This is a genomic window from Pseudoxanthomonas winnipegensis, from assembly GCF_030322905.1.
GTDB classification, from domain to species: Bacteria; Pseudomonadota; Gammaproteobacteria; order Xanthomonadales; family Xanthomonadaceae; genus Pseudoxanthomonas_A; species Pseudoxanthomonas_A winnipegensis.
Window position 1 is genome coordinate 2,045,244 of the sequence record NZ_CP095475.1, and the last position, 17,838, is coordinate 2,063,081.

Annotated in this window: 15 protein-coding genes; 12 read left to right on the forward strand and 3 right to left on the reverse strand. The window is 69.3% G+C overall.

The window, feature by feature from the left end:
* Positions 1 to 315 precede the first annotated feature (315 nt).
* The 3 genes from MWN52_RS09120 to MWN52_RS09130 all read right to left on the reverse strand — a co-directional run bounded on the left by MWN52_RS09120 (position 316) and on the right by MWN52_RS09130 (position 4,769).
* Positions 316 to 1,524 (reverse strand): acetyl-CoA C-acyltransferase, encoded by a 1,209-nt coding sequence (locus MWN52_RS09120; protein ID WP_286577543.1) that lies wholly within the window; start codon positions 1,522 to 1,524, stop codon positions 316 to 318.
* A gap of 163 nt (positions 1,525 to 1,687) precedes the next feature.
* Entirely contained in the window at positions 1,688 to 4,108 is a 2,421-nt protein-coding gene (locus MWN52_RS09125; protein ID WP_286577544.1) for a 3-hydroxyacyl-CoA dehydrogenase/enoyl-CoA hydratase family protein, read from the reverse strand.
* A gap of 28 nt (positions 4,109 to 4,136) precedes the next feature.
* Positions 4,137 to 4,769, reverse strand: a complete 633-nt coding sequence (locus MWN52_RS09130) for a TetR/AcrR family transcriptional regulator (protein ID WP_130518658.1) — start codon at positions 4,767 to 4,769, stop codon at positions 4,137 to 4,139.
* Positions 4,770 to 4,986: 217 nt separating this feature from the next.
* On the opposite strand from MWN52_RS09130, the gene ndk reads away from it, so the two are divergent.
* The 12 genes from ndk to MWN52_RS09190 all read left to right on the forward strand — a co-directional run bounded on the left by ndk (position 4,987) and on the right by MWN52_RS09190 (position 17,723).
* Positions 4,987 to 5,412: a nucleoside-diphosphate kinase gene (ndk, locus tag MWN52_RS09135; protein ID WP_130518656.1), complete on the forward strand. Its 426-nt coding sequence runs from the start codon at positions 4,987 to 4,989 to the stop codon at positions 5,410 to 5,412.
* A gap of 7 nt (positions 5,413 to 5,419) precedes the next feature.
* Positions 5,420 to 6,631, forward strand: coding sequence for a dual-specificity RNA methyltransferase RlmN (gene rlmN, locus MWN52_RS09140; RefSeq protein WP_130518654.1), 1,212 nt, complete (start codon positions 5,420 to 5,422; stop codon positions 6,629 to 6,631).
* Entirely contained in the window at positions 6,618 to 7,436 is an 819-nt protein-coding gene (pilW, locus tag MWN52_RS09145; protein WP_130531312.1) for a type IV pilus biogenesis/stability protein PilW, read from the forward strand. The genes rlmN and pilW overlap by 14 nt, the downstream gene beginning before the upstream one ends.
* A complete protein-coding gene (locus MWN52_RS09150) occupies positions 7,433 to 8,302 on the forward strand; it encodes a RodZ domain-containing protein (protein ID WP_425477711.1) in 870 nt (289 codons plus the stop codon). Before pilW ends, MWN52_RS09150 begins: the two co-directional genes overlap by 4 nt.
* A 61-nt stretch (positions 8,303 to 8,363) precedes the next feature.
* Positions 8,364 to 9,005 (forward strand): YfgM family protein, encoded by a 642-nt coding sequence (locus MWN52_RS09155; protein WP_286577545.1) that lies wholly within the window; start codon positions 8,364 to 8,366, stop codon positions 9,003 to 9,005.
* Complete coding sequence (gene bamB / locus MWN52_RS09160; protein WP_286577546.1) at positions 9,005 to 10,192, forward strand: outer membrane protein assembly factor BamB; 1,188 nt, start codon at positions 9,005 to 9,007, stop codon at positions 10,190 to 10,192. Before MWN52_RS09155 ends, bamB begins: the two co-directional genes overlap by 1 nt.
* Before the next feature lie 163 nt (positions 10,193 to 10,355).
* Complete coding sequence (gene der, locus MWN52_RS09165; protein ID WP_286577547.1) at positions 10,356 to 11,756, forward strand: ribosome biogenesis GTPase Der; 1,401 nt, start codon at positions 10,356 to 10,358, stop codon at positions 11,754 to 11,756.
* Between the two features lie 4 nt (positions 11,757 to 11,760).
* On the forward strand, positions 11,761 to 12,975 hold the full coding sequence (locus MWN52_RS09170) for a molybdopterin molybdotransferase MoeA (protein ID WP_286577548.1): 1,215 nt from the start codon (positions 11,761 to 11,763) through the stop codon (positions 12,973 to 12,975).
* Between the two features lie 213 nt (positions 12,976 to 13,188).
* On the forward strand, positions 13,189 to 14,283 hold the full coding sequence (gene moeB / locus MWN52_RS09175; protein WP_286577549.1) for a molybdopterin-synthase adenylyltransferase MoeB: 1,095 nt from the start codon (positions 13,189 to 13,191) through the stop codon (positions 14,281 to 14,283).
* A gap of 82 nt (positions 14,284 to 14,365) precedes the next feature.
* Complete coding sequence (locus tag MWN52_RS09180) at positions 14,366 to 14,629, forward strand: hypothetical protein (RefSeq protein ID WP_130533032.1); 264 nt, start codon at positions 14,366 to 14,368, stop codon at positions 14,627 to 14,629.
* Positions 14,626 to 15,846, forward strand: coding sequence for a low temperature requirement protein A (locus MWN52_RS09185; protein WP_286577550.1), 1,221 nt, complete (start codon positions 14,626 to 14,628; stop codon positions 15,844 to 15,846). Before MWN52_RS09180 ends, MWN52_RS09185 begins: the two co-directional genes overlap by 4 nt.
* Before the next feature lie 50 nt (positions 15,847 to 15,896).
* Complete coding sequence (locus MWN52_RS09190; RefSeq protein WP_286577551.1) at positions 15,897 to 17,723, forward strand: monovalent cation:proton antiporter-2 (CPA2) family protein; 1,827 nt, start codon at positions 15,897 to 15,899, stop codon at positions 17,721 to 17,723.
* Positions 17,724 to 17,838: the final 115 nt, after the last annotated feature.

Genomic DNA, 17,838 nt, shown 5'->3' on the forward strand with positions numbered 1-17,838 from the left:
TCCCGCGCGCGGGCTAGCTCCGACCACGAAAAAAGGCGGCCATGGGCCGCCTTTTTCGTTTCCAGACCCGGAAGCCTGCAGAGAGGCCCGAGCCGACGATCTCACCAGCGCAACGTTCGCTGCCAACTGATGCCGTGGGAGTCGCCATGGCGACGATGAAGCTTTACCGGTAAAGCCCGATCGCCGCCATGGCGGCTCCCACAACAACACCGAACTCCATCACCGCCGCTGATCACTATCGCTGATCTTCCACGCACGGCTGCCACTAGCGCTTACGGCGGCGTGGTCGGACGGGGTGCACCCCAACGCCCAGTCTCAAAGCGCTTCGAAGATGCCCGCCGCGCCCATGCCGGTGCCGATGCACATGGTCACCATGCCGTACTTCTGCTGGCGGCGGCGCAGGCCGTGGACGATGGTCGCGGTGCGGATCGCGCCGGTCGCGCCCAGCGGGTGGCCCAGGGCGATGGCGCCGCCCAGCGGGTTGACCTTGGACGGGTCGAGCTCGCTGTCGCGGATCACGGCCAGCGACTGCGCGGCGAAGGCCTCGTTGAGCTCGATCCAGTCCAGCTGGTCCTTGGTCAGGCCGGCCTGCTTGAGCGCCTTGGGGATCGCCGCGATCGGGCCGATGCCCATCACCTCCGGGCGCACGCCGGCCACGGAGAAGCTGACGAAGCGCGCCAGCGGGGTCAGCCCGTAGTCCTTGATCGCCTGCTCGGAGGCCAGCAGCACCGCACCGGCGCCGTCGCTCATCTGCGAGGAGTTGCCGGCCGTGACGCTGCCGCCGAACTGGCCGTTGCGGAACACCGGGCGCAGCTTGGCCAGGCCTTCCAGCGAGCTGTCCGGGCGCGGGCCTTCGTCGTGCTCGACCCGCAGCTTGCGCAGGGCGATGGTGTTGCCGTCGGCGAGATTGGGCTGGTAGGAGTGGATTTCGTACGGGGTGATCTCCGAGGCGAACTCGCCGGTCTGGATCGCGGCGATGGCCTTCTGGTGCGAGGCCAGGGCGAAGGCGTCCTGCTCCTCGCGCGAGACCTTCCATTCCTCGGCCACCTTCTCGGCGGTGATGCCCATGCCGTAGGCGATGGCGACGTGGTCGTCCTTGAACACCGACGGCGACAGGGCGATCTTGTTGCCCATCATCGGCACCATCGACATCGATTCGGTGCCGCCGGCCAGCATCAGGTCGGCATTGCCCAGGCGGATCTGGTCGGCCGCCAGCGCCACGGCCTGCAGGCCGGAGGAGCAGAAGCGGTTGATGGTCTGGCCGGCCACGGTGTTGGGCAGGCCGGCCAGCAGCACGCCGATGCGCGCCACGTTCATGCCTTGCTCGCCCTCGGGCATGGCGCAGCCGATGATGGCGTCGTCGATGCGGCCCAGGTCGATGCCCGGCGCCTGCGCGACCACGGCCTTGAGCACGTGGGCGAGCATGTCGTCGGGACGGGTGTTGCGGAACATGCCCTTGGGCGCCTTGCCGACCGGCGTGCGGGTGGCGGCGACGATGTAGGCGTCCTGGATCTGCTTGGTCATTTGGCTTTCTCCGAAAGCCGGGATTGGGGATTCGGGAGTGGGGATTCGTTGGAGCGGATCCTGGTGTCCGAATGCATCTGCCCGGCGGATGAATTTGTTGGAGGCGAGAGTGGTTGGGTATGGAGACTCGCTTTTACGAATCCCCAATCCCAAATCCCCAATCTCAGTTCCTAAGCGGCTTCCCCGTCTTGAGCATGTGCCCAATCCGCGCCTGGGTCTTTTCCTGTTGGGCCAGTTCGACGAAGTGGCGACGCTCCAGCCTGAGCAGCCACTCCTCGTCCACCACCGCGCCACGATCCACTTCGCCGCCGCACAGCACGGTGGCGATGCGGGTAGCGATCTCGTAGTCGTACTCGCTGATGAAGCGGCCTTCCAGCATGTTGACCAGCATCATCTTGAAGGTGGCGATGCCGACGTCGCCGGCGACCTGGATGCGGCGCGCGGGCAGGGGCGGGCGATAGCCGGACTCGGCCAGCGCCGCGGCCTCGTTCTTGGCGATGTACAGCGACTCGTAGGCGTTGAACACGATCTTGTCGGTCGGACGCAGCAGGCCCAGCTCCTGGGCATTGACGGCCGAGTTGGAGACCTTGGCCATGGCGATGGTCTCGAAGGTCTTCTTCAGCTCGGCGAACACATCGCCGCCAGGCCCCGCGGCCGCCGAGGCGCGCGCGGCCAGTTCCTTCAGGCCGCCGCCGGCGGGCAGCAGGCCCACGCCGGCCTCGACCAGGCCGATATAGCTCTCCAGCCCGGCCACGGTCTTGGCGCTGTGCATCTGGAACTCGCAGCCACCGCCCAGGGCCAGGCCGCGCACGGCGGCCACGACCGGCACCAGCGAATACTTGATGCGCTGACTGGTGGCCTGGAAGTTGGCGACCATCGCCTCGAACTCGGCGATCTTGCCCGCCTGCAGCGCGCCCAGGGCACCGGCCAGATCGGCACCGGCGGAGAAGGGCTCCTTGGGCTGCCAGATCACCAGGCCCTTGAAGTCGCGCTCGGCGCGGCCGACGGCTTCCTGCAGTCCGTCCAGCACCTGGTCCGAGACGGTGTGCATCTTGGTCTTGAAGCTGACCACGGCCACCTCGTCGCCGTCGTGCCACAGGCGCACGCCGTCGTTCTCGTAGACCGTCTCGCCCTGCGGGTACTGCTCGCCCAGCACCGGATCGGGGAAGCGCTGGCGCTTGTAGACCGGCAGCGCCGAGCGCGGCAGCTTGGCGTCCTTGGCCGGGCTGTAGGAGCCTTCCGCACCGTGCACGCCGTCGCGGCCGTCGAACACCCAGTTCGGCAGCGGCGCGCTGCTCATGCTCTTGCCGGCGGCGATGTCGTCGGCGATCCACTGCGCCACCTGCTTCCAGCCGGCGGCCTGCCAGGTCTCGAACGGGCCCAGCGACCAGCCGTAGCCCCAGCGGATGGCCAGGTCCACATCGCGCGCAGTCTCGGCGATATCGGCCAGGTGGTAAGCGCTGTAGTGGAACAGGTCGCGGAAGGTCGCCCACAGGAACTGGGCCTGCGGGTGCTGGCTCTCGCGCAGCTTGGCGAACTTCTCGGCCGGGTTCTTGATCTTCAGGATCTCGACCACTTCCGGCGCGGCGCCACGGTCGGCCGTGCGGTAGGCACCTGCGGATCCCTCCGCAGAAGCCTGGCCATCCTTGGCCAGACTCTTCAATTGCTCCAGGTCCAGCACCACGATGTCCTTGCCGACCTTGCGGAAGATGCCCGCGCCGGTCTTCTGGCCCAGCGCGCCCTTGGCGATCAGGGCCTCCAGCCACTTGGGCGACTTGAAGAACGCATGCCACGGGTCGTCGGGCAGGGTGTCGGCCATGGTCTTGATGACATGGGCCATGGTGTCCAGGCCGACCACGTCGGAGGTGCGGTAGGTGGCAGACTTCGGCCGGCCGACCAGCGGACCGGTCAGGCCATCGACCTCGTCGAAGCCCAGGCCGAATTCCTGGGTGTGGTGGATGGTGGACAGGATCGAGAACACGCCGATGCGGTTGCCGATGAAGTTCGGCGTGTCCTTGGCATAGACCACGCCCTTGCCCAGCGTGGTGACCAGGAAGCTCTCCAGGCCCTCGAGCACCGCCTTGTCGGTGCCCTTGGCCGGGATCAGCTCGGCCAGATGCATGTAGCGCGGCGGGTTGAAGAAGTGCACGCCGCAGAAGCGGTGGCGCAGCTGCTCGGGCAGCACCTCGGCCAGCTTGTTGATGCCCAGGCCCGAGGTGTTGGAGGCCAGCACGGCGTGGTCGGCCACGTACGGGGCGATCTTGGCGTAGAGGTCCTGCTTCCAGTCCATGCGCTCGGCGATGGCCTCGATGATCAGGTCGCAGCCGCGCAGCAGGTCCAGGTCGCTGCCGTAGTTGGCCGGGGTGATGGCCTCGGCCAGGCCCTTGGCCGCCAGCGGGGCGGGGGAGAGCTTGCCCAGGTTGGCGATGGCCTTGAGCACGATGCCGCTGGCCGGGCCCTCCTTGGCGGGCAGGTCGAACAGGATCGTGTCCACGCCCGCATTGGTCAGGTGGGCCGCGATCTGCGCGCCCATCACGCCGGCGCCGAGCACGGCGGCGCGGCGTACAAGCAGTTTCTCAGACATATTCAACAAACCTTTGTTTTGATTGAAATTACGCTTGGACGCTGCCGGCGCGGAAGCCGGCCTCGGCGAAGCGGATGAGTTCACGGGCGGCCAGTTCACGATGCGCCGCTTCGGTGACGCCGGCGGGACGCTTGATCAGGCCGAAGTCGGCCATGGCATAGGTCAGGGCGCCGGCCAGGAAGTCCAGGCGCCAGTACAGCTCCTGCTTGCTCAGGCCCGGCAGGCAGGCGGCGATGGCCTTGGCGAACTCGCGCAGGACATGGCCGTAGTGGTCGGAGAGGAACTTGCGCAGGTTGTCGTTCTTCTCCGCATAGGCACGGGCGATCACGCGCACGAAGGCGCCGCCGCCCTGGCCGTCCTGGGCCATGGCCAGGGCCGGCTCGACGAAGGCGGCCAGAATGGGCTCCAGCTCGCCGGGCCGCTTGAGGGCCTGCTCCAGCTGGCCCAGGCGTGCGGCGGTCATCACGTCCATGCGCCGGCGGAAGACCTCGTTGACCAGGTTCTCCTTGGAGCCGAAGTGATAGTTGACCGCGGCGATGTTGACGTCGGCCCGGGTGGTGACCTGGCGCAGGGAGGTGCCGGCGAAGCCATGCAGGGCGAACAGCTCCTCGGCGGCGCCGAGAATGCGGTCCTTGGTCGAGAACTGGGTGCCGGTGACCATGTGAACGGGGGCTCTGAATCAAACGCTTGTTTGAGTTTGCGCCGAGCCCGATCCCGATGTCATGTTGCACTGCGTCAAAGACGCCTGCGGACAGATGCAAGCGGCCTTGCAATCCGTTAGAATTGCCGCAGAAATCAAATTCAAGCCCGCGTTTCCACGCGGGTTTTTTCTTAAGCCAACTTGGGTCGACCCTGGCCCCGAACTTCGGAGAACTCTCATGGCGCTGGAGCGCACCCTGTCCATCATCAAGCCCGATGCCGTCGCCAAGAACGTCATCGGCGAGATCTATGCCCGCTTCGAGAAGGCCGGCCTGAAGATCGTGGCCGCCAAGTACAAGCAGCTGTCGCGCCGCGAGGCCGAGGGCTTCTACGCCGTGCACAAGGACCGCCCGTTCTTCAACGCGCTGGTCGAGTTCATGATCTCCGGCCCGGTGATGATCCAGGCGCTGGAAGGCGAGAACGCCGTGGCCGCGCACCGCGAGCTGCTGGGTGCCACCAATCCGAAGGACGCTGCGCCGGGCACCATCCGCGCCGACTTCGCCGATTCGATCGACGCCAACGCCGCCCATGGTTCGGACTCGCTGGAGAACGCGGCGATCGAAGTGGCGTACTGGTTCGCCGCCACCGAAGTGGTTTCGCGCTGAGCCTTCGATGAGCCAGATCGCGCCGATTCCCAGCGTGACCACCACCGGCGAGCCGCTCGCCGGTGCGCCGGCGCGCAAGCAGAATCTGCTCGACCTGGACCGGGCGGGCCTGGAGCGCTTCTTCGAGGAGACCCTCGGCGAGAAGCGCTACCGCGCCCACCAGGTGATGAAGTGGATCCATCACCGCTACGTCACCGACTTCGACGGCATGACCGACCTGGGCAAGCCGCTGCGCGCCAAGCTGCAGCAGCACGCCGAGGTGGTGGTGCCGAACGTGGTGTTCGACAAGCCCTCCGCCGACGGCACGCACAAGTGGCTGCTGTCGATGGGCGCCGATGGCAAGAACGCCATCGAGACGGTCTATATCCCGGACAAGACCCGCGGCACGTTGTGCGTGTCCTCGCAGGTCGGTTGCGCGCTGAACTGCCAGTTCTGCTCGACCGCCACGCAGGGCTTCAACCGCAACCTGTCCACGGCCGAGATCATCGGCCAGGTCTGGGTGGCCGCGCGCCACCTGGGCAACGTGCCGGCGCAGATCCGTCGCCTCACCAACGTGGTGATGATGGGCATGGGCGAGCCGCTGGCCAATTTCGACAACGTCGTGCGCGCCATGAGCATCATGCGCGACGACCTGGGCTACGGCCTGGCCAGCAAGCGCGTGACGCTGTCCACCGCCGGCATGGTGCCGATGATCGACCGTCTCTCCACCGAGAGCGACGTGTCGCTGGCGGTCTCCCTGCATGCGGCGCAGGACGAACTGCGCAGCCAGCTGGTGCCGCTCAACAAGAAGTACCCGGTCGAGCAGCTGATGGCCGCCTGCGCGCGCTACCTCAAGGCCAGCCCCAAGCGCGACTCGATCACCTTCGAGTACACCCTGATGAAGGGCGTCAACGACCAGCCCGAGCACGCCCGTTCGCTGGCGCGGCTGATGCGCCAGTTCGGCAACCAGATGCAGTCGCGCGAAGCGGGCAAGGTCAATCTGATCCCGTTCAATCCCTTCCCGGGCACGCGCTACGAGCGCTCGGACGAGGCGCAGATCCGCGCGTTCCAGAAGATCCTGCTCGATGCGCAGGTGCTGACGATGGTGCGCCGCACCCGCGGCGACGACATCGATGCGGCCTGCGGCCAGCTCAAGGGCCAGGTCATGGACCGCACCCGGCGCCAGGCCGAGTTCAACCGCCAGCTGCGCGAGCAGGGCCTGGGCGATGCGGCCGCATAACCTCCTGCTCGCCGGGCTGCTCGTGGCCGTGGCCGCGACCGGCTGCTCGCGGCTGACCTTCGTGCGGCCCAAGGGCGGGGTCAAGCCGGTGCAGACGCCGGCCAGCGACTATCACGTCAGCGACGACAAGGCCACGCGCAAGCGGATCGAGGAGAGCGAATCGCTGGGCATGGCCGAGCAGCGCCTGCGCGTGGGCGACCTGGACACCGCCGAGCGCGAGTCGAACAAGGTGCTGCGCGCCAACCCGAAGTCCGCCGCGGCCCACACCATCCTGGCCATCGTCGATGGCGCGCGCGGCGACACCAAGGGCGCCGGCGAGCACTACCGCCAGGCGGCCGAACTGGCGCCGCAGGACGGCGGCATGATGAACAACTACGGGGCCTGGCTGTGCGCCAACGGCTATCCGGCCGAGGCGCTGGTCTGGTTCGACCGCGCCATCGCCGCGCCGGGCTATCCGACCCCGGCCGCGGCCCTGGCCAACGCCGGCGGCTGCGCCCTGCAGACCGGCCAGTACGAGCGGGTCGAGCGCGACCTGCGCAAGGCGCTGGCGCTGGACCCGAACAATGCCTATGCGCTGCTGTCGATGGCGCGCAACGAACACCGGATCGGCCACGACATGGACGCGCGCGCCTTCATCGAGCGGCGCATCGCGGCTGCACCCGTCGACGCAAGCGTGTTACAACTTGCGGCTGACATTGAGAACAGGCTTGGCGACAAGGCTGCCGCCGAGAGATATCGACAGCGTCTGCGGGCGGAGTTCCCACAAGCCGCTGCGGCAAGTCCCGGGGATAGTGCAAGACCATGATGGATCGCAACACGACCCAACCCGCATCCGGCGAAGCGCAGCAGGCGCAGATCGCGGCGCTGCTGCGCCAGGCGCGCGAGCAGCAGGGCATGACCGTCGCCCAGGCGGGCACCAGGCTCAAGGTGCCGGCCAGGGTGGTCGAGATTCTCGAATCCGGCCAATGGGAGGCGCTGGGCGCCCCGGTCTTCGTCCGCGGCCACGTGCGCAGCTACGCCCGCGCCCTGGGCGTGGACATCGGCGCCTACCTGGACCAGTCGCTGCTGCAGGCCGTGCGCCCGGTGGAGCTGGTCAGCCGCACCCACACCCCGCGCTACCAGCGCGTGCTGGAGTCCACCGCGCGCCGCGCGGTGTATGTGGTGATCACGGTGTGCTTCTTCGCCGTGCCGTTCTGGCTGGTGGTCTCCAACAATTCGGGCAAGCCGGCGCTGAAGACCGCCTCGCTTGACGAAGTGCCCAAGGCGATGGCGCCGCTGGCGCCCTCCAACGTCACCGCCGCCGCGCCCGTGGCCGCCCCGGCGCCCGCGCCGCAGGTCGAGCCGGACAACGCCCCGATCACCGCCTCGATGGCGCCGCGCCTGACCCGTGAGACCCCGCCGGCCGCCGCCGCGCTGACGCTCACCTTCAGCGGCGACAGCTGGGTCGACGTGCAGGGCCCCGATGGCCAGAGCCTGGAGCGCGGCCTGCTTAAGGCCGGCCAGACGCGCAGCTTCCAGGCCGGGCAGGTGGCCCGGGTCAAACTGGGCAATGCGAACGCGGTTCAGGTTCAGCGAGCCGGGAGTACGGTGGACCTGACGCCGTATCAGCGGGCCAACGTGGCACGCTTTGCGGTATCCTCCGACGGATCACTCGCGCCGGTTCAGGACTGACCCGCGAGGGTCCACCTGTCGCAATTAGATGACCCCGCGCAATGGCGGGGCGAGAGTACGCATGGCAATCGATGACCTGCTGGACGAGCACGAGCAGAGTGAGCGCGTCCGCAATTGGCTCAAGAACAACGGCGCCGGGATTATCGGCGGTATCGCGCTGGGGCTGGCGCTGATCTTCGGATGGAAGTGGTACGGCCAGCACCGCGAGCAGCAGTCGCAGGCCGGCTATGCCAGCTACGCCGAGGCGGTCAAGGCCATCGGCGGCACCGATCTGAAGGCCGCGCAGGACAAGGTCGCCGCGCTGCAGAAGCACGACGCCGATTCGATCTACACCGAGCTGGCGCTGCTGCAGCTGGCCCAGGCGCAGGTCAAGGCCAAGCAGAACGACGCCGCGCTGGCGACGCTCAAGGCGGTCAAGGCCGATTCGCCGGTCAAGCCGTACGCCGACCTGCACGCCGCGCGCCTGCTCAATGCCGCGGGCAAGCAGGACGAGGCGATCAAGCTGCTGGCCTCCTACGACAGCGCCTCGGCGCTGGAAGTGCGCGGCGATGCGCTGGTCCTGGCGGGCAAGCGCGACCAGGCCCGCGAGACCTATCTGAAAGCCTTGACCAGCCTGGACGTGGCCTCGCCGCAGCGCCAGATGGTCGAAATCAAGCTCACCAACGCCGGCGGCACGCCGCCCGGGTCCGCGGAGTCGATCTGATGAAAGTGGTTGTGAACATGAAGCGTGCGGCCGCCGTGGTCGCGCTGGTGGCGGTCCTGTCCGGTTGCAGCACGGTCAAGGGCTGGTTCACCGACGACAAGAAGGCCGCCGAGAAGGCCGCCACCGAGCCGGTCAAGCTGGAGAAGTTCGAGCCCAGCATCCAGGTCGACAAGCTCTGGTCCACCAGCGTGGGCAAGGGCGAGAAGCTGCTCGGCGTGCGCGAGGGCCCGGCCGTGGCCGACGGCCACGTCTACGCCGCGGCGATCGAGGGCGGGGTCAAGGCGCTGGATCTGCAGACCGGCAAGGAACTGTGGCACCACAAGATGAAGGACGAGCGCGTCTCGGCCGTCGGCGCCGGCGACGGGCTGGTGGTGGTCGGCACGCTGTCGGGCAAGCTCTTCGCGCTGGACCCGGCCACGGGCGAGGAGAAGTGGACCGCCAAGGCCAGCAACGAGATCATCGCCCCGCCGACCATCGGCCAGGGCAACGTGCTGGTGCACGCCAACGACGGCCAGGTGCTGTGCTTCCAGGTGACCGACGGCGTGCGCCGCTGGTTCTGGAACCGCGAGCAGCCGGCGTTGACCGTGCGTGGCAACGGCCCGGTCACGCTGGGCCCGGGCCTGGTGTTCGTGGGCAACGACGACGGCACCATGACCGCGCTGGCGCTCAACGACGGCCATGCGCTGTGGGACCAGACCGTGGGCCAGCCCGAGGGCCGCACCGAGCTGGACCGCATGGCCGACGTTGACGGGCCGCCGGTGATCGACGGCACCACGCTCTACGCCTCCAGCTACAAGAACGCGACCCTGGCCATCGACGGCCCCAGCGGCCGCCCGATGTGGAGCCGCGACAAGGGCGGCGTCGCCGGCCTGGGCCTGGCCCCGTCCAGCGTCGTGCTGTCGGACAAGGGCGGCGTGGTGTGGGCGCTGGACAAGACCAGCGGCGGTTCGCTGTGGTCCAACCAGAAGCTGCTGCGCCGCGCGCTGACCGCGCCGGCGGTGCAGGGCGACTACGCGGTGGTCGGCGATTACGACGGCTACGTGCACTGGCTGCGCCTGGACAACGGTGAGCTGGCCGCGCGCGAACGCGCCGGCGGCGACCCGATCCGTGCCAACCCGGTGGTCGCCGATGGCGTGCTGCTGGTCCAGAACATCGACGGCAAGCTGACCGCGTTCCGCATCAAGTAAGCCCTCCACGCAAGACCCACGGGGAGCCGGAACATGCGTCCGGCTCCCCGTTTTCGTATCCTGTGCCGCCTTCGCCGCGTGCCCATGGCCGCGCCGCCTGGTCCGCACGGCGGGCCGTCGGCACCGGCCCCGTTCGTTCTTCGCCTTCCAGGTCTGGTTTCCAATGCTGCCTCTCGTCGCCCTGGTGGGCCGCCCCAACGTGGGCAAGTCCACGCTGTTCAATGCGCTCACGCGCACCCGCGACGCGCTGGTGCACGACCAGCCCGGCGTGACCCGCGACCGCAACTACGGCGTGTGCCGGCTGCAGCCGGAGACCCCGTTCGTGCTGGTCGACACCGGCGGCATCGCCGGGGACGAGGAGGGCCTGGCCGGCGCCACCGCGCGCCAGTCGCGCGCTGCCGCGGCCGAGGCCGACCTGGTGCTGTTCATCGTCGATGCGCGCGAGGGGGCCTCGGCGCTGGATGACGAGATCCTGGCCTGGCTGCGCAAGACCGCGCGGCCGACCCTGCTGGTGCTCAACAAGATCGACGGCGTGGACGAGGAGGCCGCTCGCGCCGACTTCGCCCGCTACGGCTTCGGCGATGTGCTGACCCTCTCGGCCGCGCATCGCCAGGGCGTGGACGAACTGGTCGAGGAAGTGCTCGAACGCGTCCCGGCCGAGGGCGCCGGCGAACTGCTGGACGAAGACCCCCAGCGCATGCGCATCGCCTTCGTCGGCCGGCCCAACGTGGGCAAGTCCACGCTGGTCAACCGCCTGCTGGGCGAGGAGCGCATGATCGCCTCGGAGGTGCCGGGCACCACGCGCGACTCCATCGCGGTGGACCTGGAGCGCGAGGGCCGCCTGTACCGGCTGGTCGACACCGCCGGCCTGCGCCGCAAGGGCCGCGTGGACGAGGTGGTGGAGAAGTTCTCCATCGTCAAGACCCTTCAGGCCATCGAGCAGTGCCAGGTCGCGGTGCTGCTGCTGGACGCCAGCGAAGGCGTGACCGACCAGGACGCCAGCGTGCTGGGCGCGATCCTCGACGCCGGCCGCGCCCTGGTGGTGGCGGTCAACAAGTGGGACGGGCTGACCGACTACCAGCGCCAGCAGGCCGAGCAGCTGCTCTCGCGCAAGCTGGGCTTCGTCGAATGGGCCGAGGCCGTGCGCATCTCCGCCAAGCACGGCTCGGGCCTGCGCGAGCTGTTCCGCGCCATCCACCGCGCGCATGCCTCGGCCACCAAGACCTTCAGCACCAGCGAGGTCAACACCGCGCTGGAGATCGCCTACGAATCCAACCCGCCGCCGAGCATCCGCGGCCATGTCTCCAAGCTGCGCTACGTGCATCCGGGCGGCGAGAACCCGCCGACGTTCATCGTCCACGGCACGCGCCTGAAGGTGCTGCCCGAATCCTACAAGCGCTACCTGGAGAACTTCTTCCGCAAGCGCTTCAAGCTGGTCGGAACGCCGGTGCGCTTCCTGTTCCGCGAGGGCGCCAACCCTTACGAGGGCAAGAAGAACGTGCTGACCGAGCGCCAGATCGCCAAGAAGAAGCGCCTGATCCGCCACGTCAAGCGCGGCAAGTAAGCCCATGACGTTCCCCACGCGCATCGACTACGTGCAGGCGCTGGAGATTGTGGCGCGGATCGGTGCGCAGCATCGCGCGCCGCCGCAGCGGCTGGCGATCCAGCGCGTCGATGGCCGCGTGCTGGCGCAGGCGGTCGGCGCGGAGTTCCCGCTGCCGCCGTTCGACAATAGCCGCATGGACGGCTTCGCGGTGCGCAGCGCCGACCTCTCGCCCGAGGCGCCGACCACGCTGACGCTGGCCGGCGAGCAATTCGCAGGACCCGAGGCCGGCCTGGTGCTGCAGCCGGGCCAGTGCGCGCGCATCACCACCGGCGCGCCGCTGCCGGGCGGCGCCGATGCGGTGGTCATGAAGGAGCGGGTCCAGGTCGATGGCGCGCGCGTCACGGTGCCGGCGGGGATTCAGGCGGGCCACGACATCCGCCGCGCCGGCGAGGACGTGCAGGCCGGCGCGCAGGTGCTGGAGGCCGGCCAGGTGCTGACCCCGGCGCGCGTGTCGTTGGCGGCCGCGCTCGGCCATGCCGACCTGGCGGTCTTTCCGAAGCCGACCGTGGCCGTGTTCTCCACCGGCGACGAGTTGGTCGAGCCGGGCATGCCGCTGGCGCCGGGGCAGATCTACGACAGCAACCGCGACCTGCTCATGGGCCTGCTGCGCCAGCTCGGCCTGGAGCCGGTCGCCTGGCCGCGCCTGCCCGACGATCCGCAGCGGGTGGAGACCGCGCTGCGCGATGCGGCCAGCGCGTTCGACCTGGTGATCACCGCCGGCGGGGTCTCGGCCGGCGAGCGCGATCTGCTGCCCGGGCTGCTGCAGGCGCAGGGTCAGGTGCATTTCTGGAAGGTGCGGATCAAGCCCGGCATGCCGGTGCTGTTCGGCGCGCTGGAGCGGGCCTTGATGCTCGGTCTGCCGGGCAATCCGGTCTCGGTGCTGGCGACCTTCCTGGCGCTGGGGCGGCCGCTGCTCGATGCGCTGCAGGGCAGGGCGGAGCCGCGCCCGCGGTTCACCGCCTGCCTGGCCAGCGACTGGCGCAAGACGCACGATCGGCTGGAGTTCCTGCGCGGGCGGCTGCGCAGCAGCGAGACGGGCGTGCTGCTGGTCGAACCCAATCCGGCCGAGGCCTCGCACCAGCTGCGCGGGGCGGCCGACAGCGATGCGCTGATCGTGCTGGAGGCCGGCGAGCGGGATTACGCGGCGGGGACGCCGGTGACGGTGCTGCCCTACTGACCGCTCGGGCGGCCCTATCTGTAGAGCGGAGCTTGCTCCGCTGGGGCTTTCCCATGAACCGGACGAAGAGCAGCGGAGCAAGCTCCGCTCTACAGGGAGGGTGCGCTGTGATCGGAAGAGACGGCAGCGCCCACCGAGCATCGAGCAGGCGTGTGATCTACGCGCTCGGGGCGCCGATGCCGGCATGACACGGCGTCGACGATAATCCTGGGGATGAAGATCGAACTGCTCACGCCCACGCAGGCGCGCGCGCGCCAGGCCGCCGGCGCGGTGCTGATCGATGTGCGCGAGGTGCACGAACGCGCGCAGGGCCAGGCCGAAGGCGCGCTGGGCATCGAACGCGCCGCGCTGGAGGCCGCGCCGCAGACGCACCTGCCCGATCTGTCGCGCGAGGTCCTGCTGATCTGCCAGAGCGGGGCGCGCTCGCTCGCCGCCGCGCAGGCGTTGCTGGAGCGCGGCTATCTGCGCGTGGCCTCGGTCGAGGGCGGCACCACGCGCTGGATCGCCGACGGGCTGCCCCTGGTCATGCCGCTCGTTGACGCCGAGCAGGCGCGCTTTGCCGAGCGTTACTCGCGCCATCTGCTGCTGCCGGAAGTCGGCCCGGCCGGCCAGCAGCGCCTGCGCGATGCGCGCGTGCTGATCGTCGGCGCCGGCGGGCTGGGATCGCCGGCCGCCTACTATCTGGCGGCGGCCGGCGTGGGCCGGCTGCGCATCGCCGACGACGATGTGGTCGAGCGCAGCAACCTGCAGCGCCAGATCCTGCACGGCGAGGAACGCATCGGCCAGTCCAAGGTGAGCTCGGCGGCGCAGACGCTGCAGGCGCTCAATCCGGACATCGCCATCGACGCGGTGGCCGCACGCGTCACGGCCGACAACGTCGAGGCGCTGCTCGACGGCGTGGACGTGGTGATCGACGGTGCCGACAACTTCGCCACGCGCTATCTGCTCAACGACGCCTGCGTGCGCCAGGCCAGGCCGCTGGTGTACGGCGCGGTGCAGCGCTTCGAAGGGCAGGTGAGCGTGTTCGACGCCGGGCGCCGGCGTGGCCAGGTGCCGTGCTATCGCTGCCTGTTCCCCGCGCCGCCGCCGCCCGCGCTGGCGCCCAACTGCGCGCAGGCCGGCGTGCTCGGCGTGTTGCCCGGCGTGATCGGCCTGCTGCAGGCGACCGAGGCGATCAAGCTGCTGCTGGGCCTGGGCGAATCGCTGGCCGGACGGCTGCTGGGCTTCGACGCGCTGGGCATGCGCTTCCACGAGCTGGCACTGCCGCCGGACCCCGACTGCCCGGTGTGCGGCGCCGCGGCACCCTGAGGCGGCCGGCGAAGAGGTGCGGCGTGCGCCCGCCTTGCGCTAACGTGCCGGCCATCCTCCTGCCCGAGACGCGCCGCACCCCATGCGTACCCTGATCCTGATCGTGGCCGGGCTGCTGATCGCGCTCGGCGTCGTGCTGCGCATGCCGGCGCGCCTGCGCCGCCAGGGCGCGATCGGCTTCACCGTGCTGTGGCTGCTGGCGGTGCTGTGGAATCTGCGCACCGGCCTGGCGCACGGCTACACGCTGGAAGAAGAGGCGCCGATCCAGGCGCTGATCTTCCTCGTGCCGGTCGCGCTGGCCTGGGTGCTGGCGCTCAAGCTGCCGCGTCGCGGCGTCTCGCCATGAGCCACGGGCACGCACCCGTACGCGATGTCCCGGCCGCGACCACGCCGCATCCGCTGCTGCGCGTGCGCGATGGCAGCGAGGCCAAGGTCAGCTACGCCGAACTGTTCTTCGATCTGGTCTACGTGTTCGCCGTCACCCAGGTCTCGCACTTCCTGCTCGGGCATCTGACCGTGCTTGGGGCGGCCCAGGCGCTGCTGCTGTGGTTCGCGGTCTGGCTGGGCTGGCAGTACACCTGCTGGACGACCAACTGGTTCGACCCGGAGACCCGGCCGATCCGCGTGATGCTGTTCGCGCTGATGGGCGTGGGGCTGCTGTTCGCCGCAGCGCTGCCGGAGGCCTTCGGCGAGCGCGCTCTGCTGTTCGCCACCTGCTATGCGGTCATGCAGGTGGGGCGAGCGCTGTTCCTGCGCCTGCAGCTGGGCGACCATCCTCTGGGGCCGAACTTCAGCCGCATCCTGGCCTGGGCCGTCCTGTGCGCGGCGCTGTGGATCGGCGGCGGCCTGGCCGAGCCGGGCTGGAGGCTGCTGCTGTGGGGCCTGGCGGTGGCGTGCGAGTACATCTCGCCCATGTTCGGCTTCCCCGTGCCCGGCCTGGGCCGGTCGGACAGCGCGCGCGAGTGGACCATCGAAGGCGGCCACCTGGTCGAGCGCTGCGCGCTGTTCGTGATCGTGGCGCTGGGCGAATCGATCCTGATCACCGGCGCCACGCTGGCCCATGCGCCGGCCTGGGACGCGGCGGAGATGATCGCCTTCGCCACGGCCTTCGTCGGCAGCCTGGCGATGTGGTGGCTGTACTTCAATATCGCCGTGCGCGATGCGACCGAGGTCATCGTCCAGGCCGACGATCCGGGCCGCTATGGCGCGCTGTTCCACTATCTGCATGTGGCCATCGTCGGCAGCGTCATCGTCACCGCGGTCGGCAACGATCTGATGATCGCCCATCCGCATGGCCACATGACGCTGGCCTTCGTGCTGGTGATGCTGGCCGGGCCCGGACTGTTCCTGGCGGGCAACGGGCTGTACAAGCGCGCGGTCTATGGGCGCTTTCCGCTCTCGCATCTGATCGGGCTTGCGCTGCTGCTGCCGCTGGCGTGCCTGGCGCAGTCGCTGGGGCTGCTGTGGTTGAACGCGCTGACTACGGTGGTGCTGATCGTCACGGCGTCGCTGGAAACCGCCGCGCGTGGCGGCCCGCCTGACAAGCAGGTCAGCACACACTGATCCGCGACGGCGCACATTGCAGCGCTGACATGCGCCGTTAGACTCGGTGCATGAGCGTCGAATCCGAATCCAGCCAACTGGTCAACGTGGTCGCCCTGCTGGGCGCGGCGGTGGTCGCTGTCCCGCTGTTCCGCCGTCTGGGCCTGGGCTCGGTGCTGGGCTATCTGGCCGCCGGCCTGGTCATCGGCCCGTTCGGGCTGGGCTGGTTCAACGATCCGCAGTCCATCCTGCACGTGGCCGAGCTGGGCGTGGTGCTGTTCCTGTTCGTGATCGGGCTGGAGATGCGGCCCTCGCATCTGTGGGGCCTGCGCAGGCAGATCTTCGGCCTGGGTTCGCTGCAGATCGCGCTGTGCACCGCGGCGCTGACCGGCGTGGGCGTGCTGTTCGGCCTGCATGGGGCGGTGGCCTTCGTCGGCGCGGCCGGCTTCGTGCTCACCTCCACCGCGATCGTCATGCAGCTGCTCGGCGAGCGCGGCGATATCGCCCTGCCGCATGGGCAGAAGATCGTCGCGGTGCTGTTGTTCGAGGATCTGCTGATCGTGCCGCTGCTGGCGCTGGTCGCGTTCCTCTCGCCGCTGCCAGCCGAGAGCGGGGGGCATTCGCGCGGGATGTCCATCGGCATCAGCGTGGCCTGCCTGGCCGGGCTGATCGCCGCCGGGCTGTGGCTGCTCAATCCGCTGTTCCGGCTGCTGGCGCGGGCCAAGGCGCGCGAGGTGATGACCGCCGCGGCCCTGCTGGTGGTGCTGGGCGCGGCGCTGCTGATGCAGCTGGGCGGGCTGTCGATGGCGATGGGCGCGTTCCTGGCCGGCGTGCTGCTGTCCGAGTCCACGTTCCGCCATCAGATCGAGGCGGACATCGAGCCGTTCCGCGGCCTGCTGCTGGGCCTGTTCTTCCTCTCGGTCGGCATGTCGCTGGACCTGTCGGTGGTGGCCAACAACGTGCTGGTTGTCGCCGGGCTGGTGGTGGCGATGATGGTGACCAAGGCGCTGTGCATCTATGTGGTCGCGCGCCTGACCCACAGCAGTCATGGCGAGGCGCTGGACCGCGCGGTGCTGATGGCCCAGGGCGGCGAGTTCGCCTTCGTCCTCTATGCCGCCGCGCTGGCCGCCGGCCTGATCGATCCCACCATCAGCGCGACCATGACCGCGGTGGTGGTGCTGTCGATGGTGCTCACCCCGCTGGTGGTGCTCGTGGCACGTCGCTTCATGCCGCAGGCCACCGCCTCGATGGAGGGCATCGAGGCGGTGCACGACCAGAGCGGCAGCGTGCTGATCATCGGCTTCGGTCGCTTCGGCCAGGTCATGAGCCAGTCGCTGCTGGCGCGCGACATCGATGTGACCATCATCGACAGCGACATCGACATGATCCGCAGCGCCGAGGAGTTCGGCTTCAAGGTGTTCTTCGGCGACGGCACGCGCCTGGACGTGCTGCGTGCCTCCGGTGCGTCCACCGCGCGCCTGATCGCCATCTGCACCGACAGGCCCGAGACCACCAGCCTGATCGTCGAACTGGCCCAGCAGGAGTTCACCCAGGCCAGGGTGCTGGCGCGCTCCTTCGACCGCGAGCATTCGCTCAAGCTGGTCGCGGCCGGAGTGGACTTCCAGATCCGCGAGACCTTCGAATCGGCGGTGCGCTTCGGCCAGGCCGCGCTGGAGGCCATGGGCGTGGACGAGGACGTGGCGGCGCGCACGGCCAGCGAAGTGCGCCGGCTGGACGCCGAGCGCTTCGACCTGGAGGTCGCCGCCGGCGATGTCCGCGCCGGCATTCCGCTGCTGATCGGCAACACCGCGCCTGCCACGCCGACCCCGTTCACCGCGCCGCGCCGCGAGAGCCGGCGTCTGGATGCCGGCGGCGAAGCCGAGGACTCCAGCGCGTGATAACGACGCGGCATGTGCTCATGCCGAGCCGGCAGAAAGCGTTTCCACGGTTCTAACTCCTCCTTTACACCGGGCGCATCGGGCTGCGGTCAGATGGGCGTTCCGCTGGGAGACA

Coding starts and splice junctions, on each gene's coding strand:
- rlmN (WP_130518654.1), top strand. CDS start 5,420: ATGAGCCAGATCGCGCCGATTCCCAGCGTGACCACCACCGGCGAGCCG.
- bamB (WP_286577546.1), top strand. CDS start 9,005: ATGAAAGTGGTTGTGAACATGAAGCGTGCGGCCGCCGTGGTCGCGCTG.
- MWN52_RS09155 (WP_286577545.1), top strand. CDS start 8,364: ATGGCAATCGATGACCTGCTGGACGAGCACGAGCAGAGTGAGCGCGTC.
- MWN52_RS09185 (WP_286577550.1), top strand. CDS start 14,626: ATGAGCCACGGGCACGCACCCGTACGCGATGTCCCGGCCGCGACCACG.
- der (WP_286577547.1), top strand. CDS start 10,356: ATGCTGCCTCTCGTCGCCCTGGTGGGCCGCCCCAACGTGGGCAAGTCC.
- MWN52_RS09190 (WP_286577551.1), top strand. CDS start 15,897: ATGAGCGTCGAATCCGAATCCAGCCAACTGGTCAACGTGGTCGCCCTG.
- MWN52_RS09120 (WP_286577543.1), bottom strand. CDS start 1,524: ATGACCAAGCAGATCCAGGACGCCTACATCGTCGCCGCCACCCGCACG.
- MWN52_RS09150 (WP_425477711.1), top strand. CDS start 7,433: ATGATGGATCGCAACACGACCCAACCCGCATCCGGCGAAGCGCAGCAG.
- MWN52_RS09125 (WP_286577544.1), bottom strand. CDS start 4,108: ATGTCTGAGAAACTGCTTGTACGCCGCGCCGCCGTGCTCGGCGCCGGC.
- MWN52_RS09180 (WP_130533032.1), top strand. CDS start 14,366: ATGCGTACCCTGATCCTGATCGTGGCCGGGCTGCTGATCGCGCTCGGC.
- moeB (WP_286577549.1), top strand. CDS start 13,189: ATGAAGATCGAACTGCTCACGCCCACGCAGGCGCGCGCGCGCCAGGCC.
- ndk (WP_130518656.1), top strand. CDS start 4,987: ATGGCGCTGGAGCGCACCCTGTCCATCATCAAGCCCGATGCCGTCGCC.
- MWN52_RS09130 (WP_130518658.1), bottom strand. CDS start 4,769: ATGGTCACCGGCACCCAGTTCTCGACCAAGGACCGCATTCTCGGCGCC.
- pilW (WP_130531312.1), top strand. CDS start 6,618: ATGCGGCCGCATAACCTCCTGCTCGCCGGGCTGCTCGTGGCCGTGGCC.
- MWN52_RS09170 (WP_286577548.1), top strand. CDS start 11,761: ATGACGTTCCCCACGCGCATCGACTACGTGCAGGCGCTGGAGATTGTG.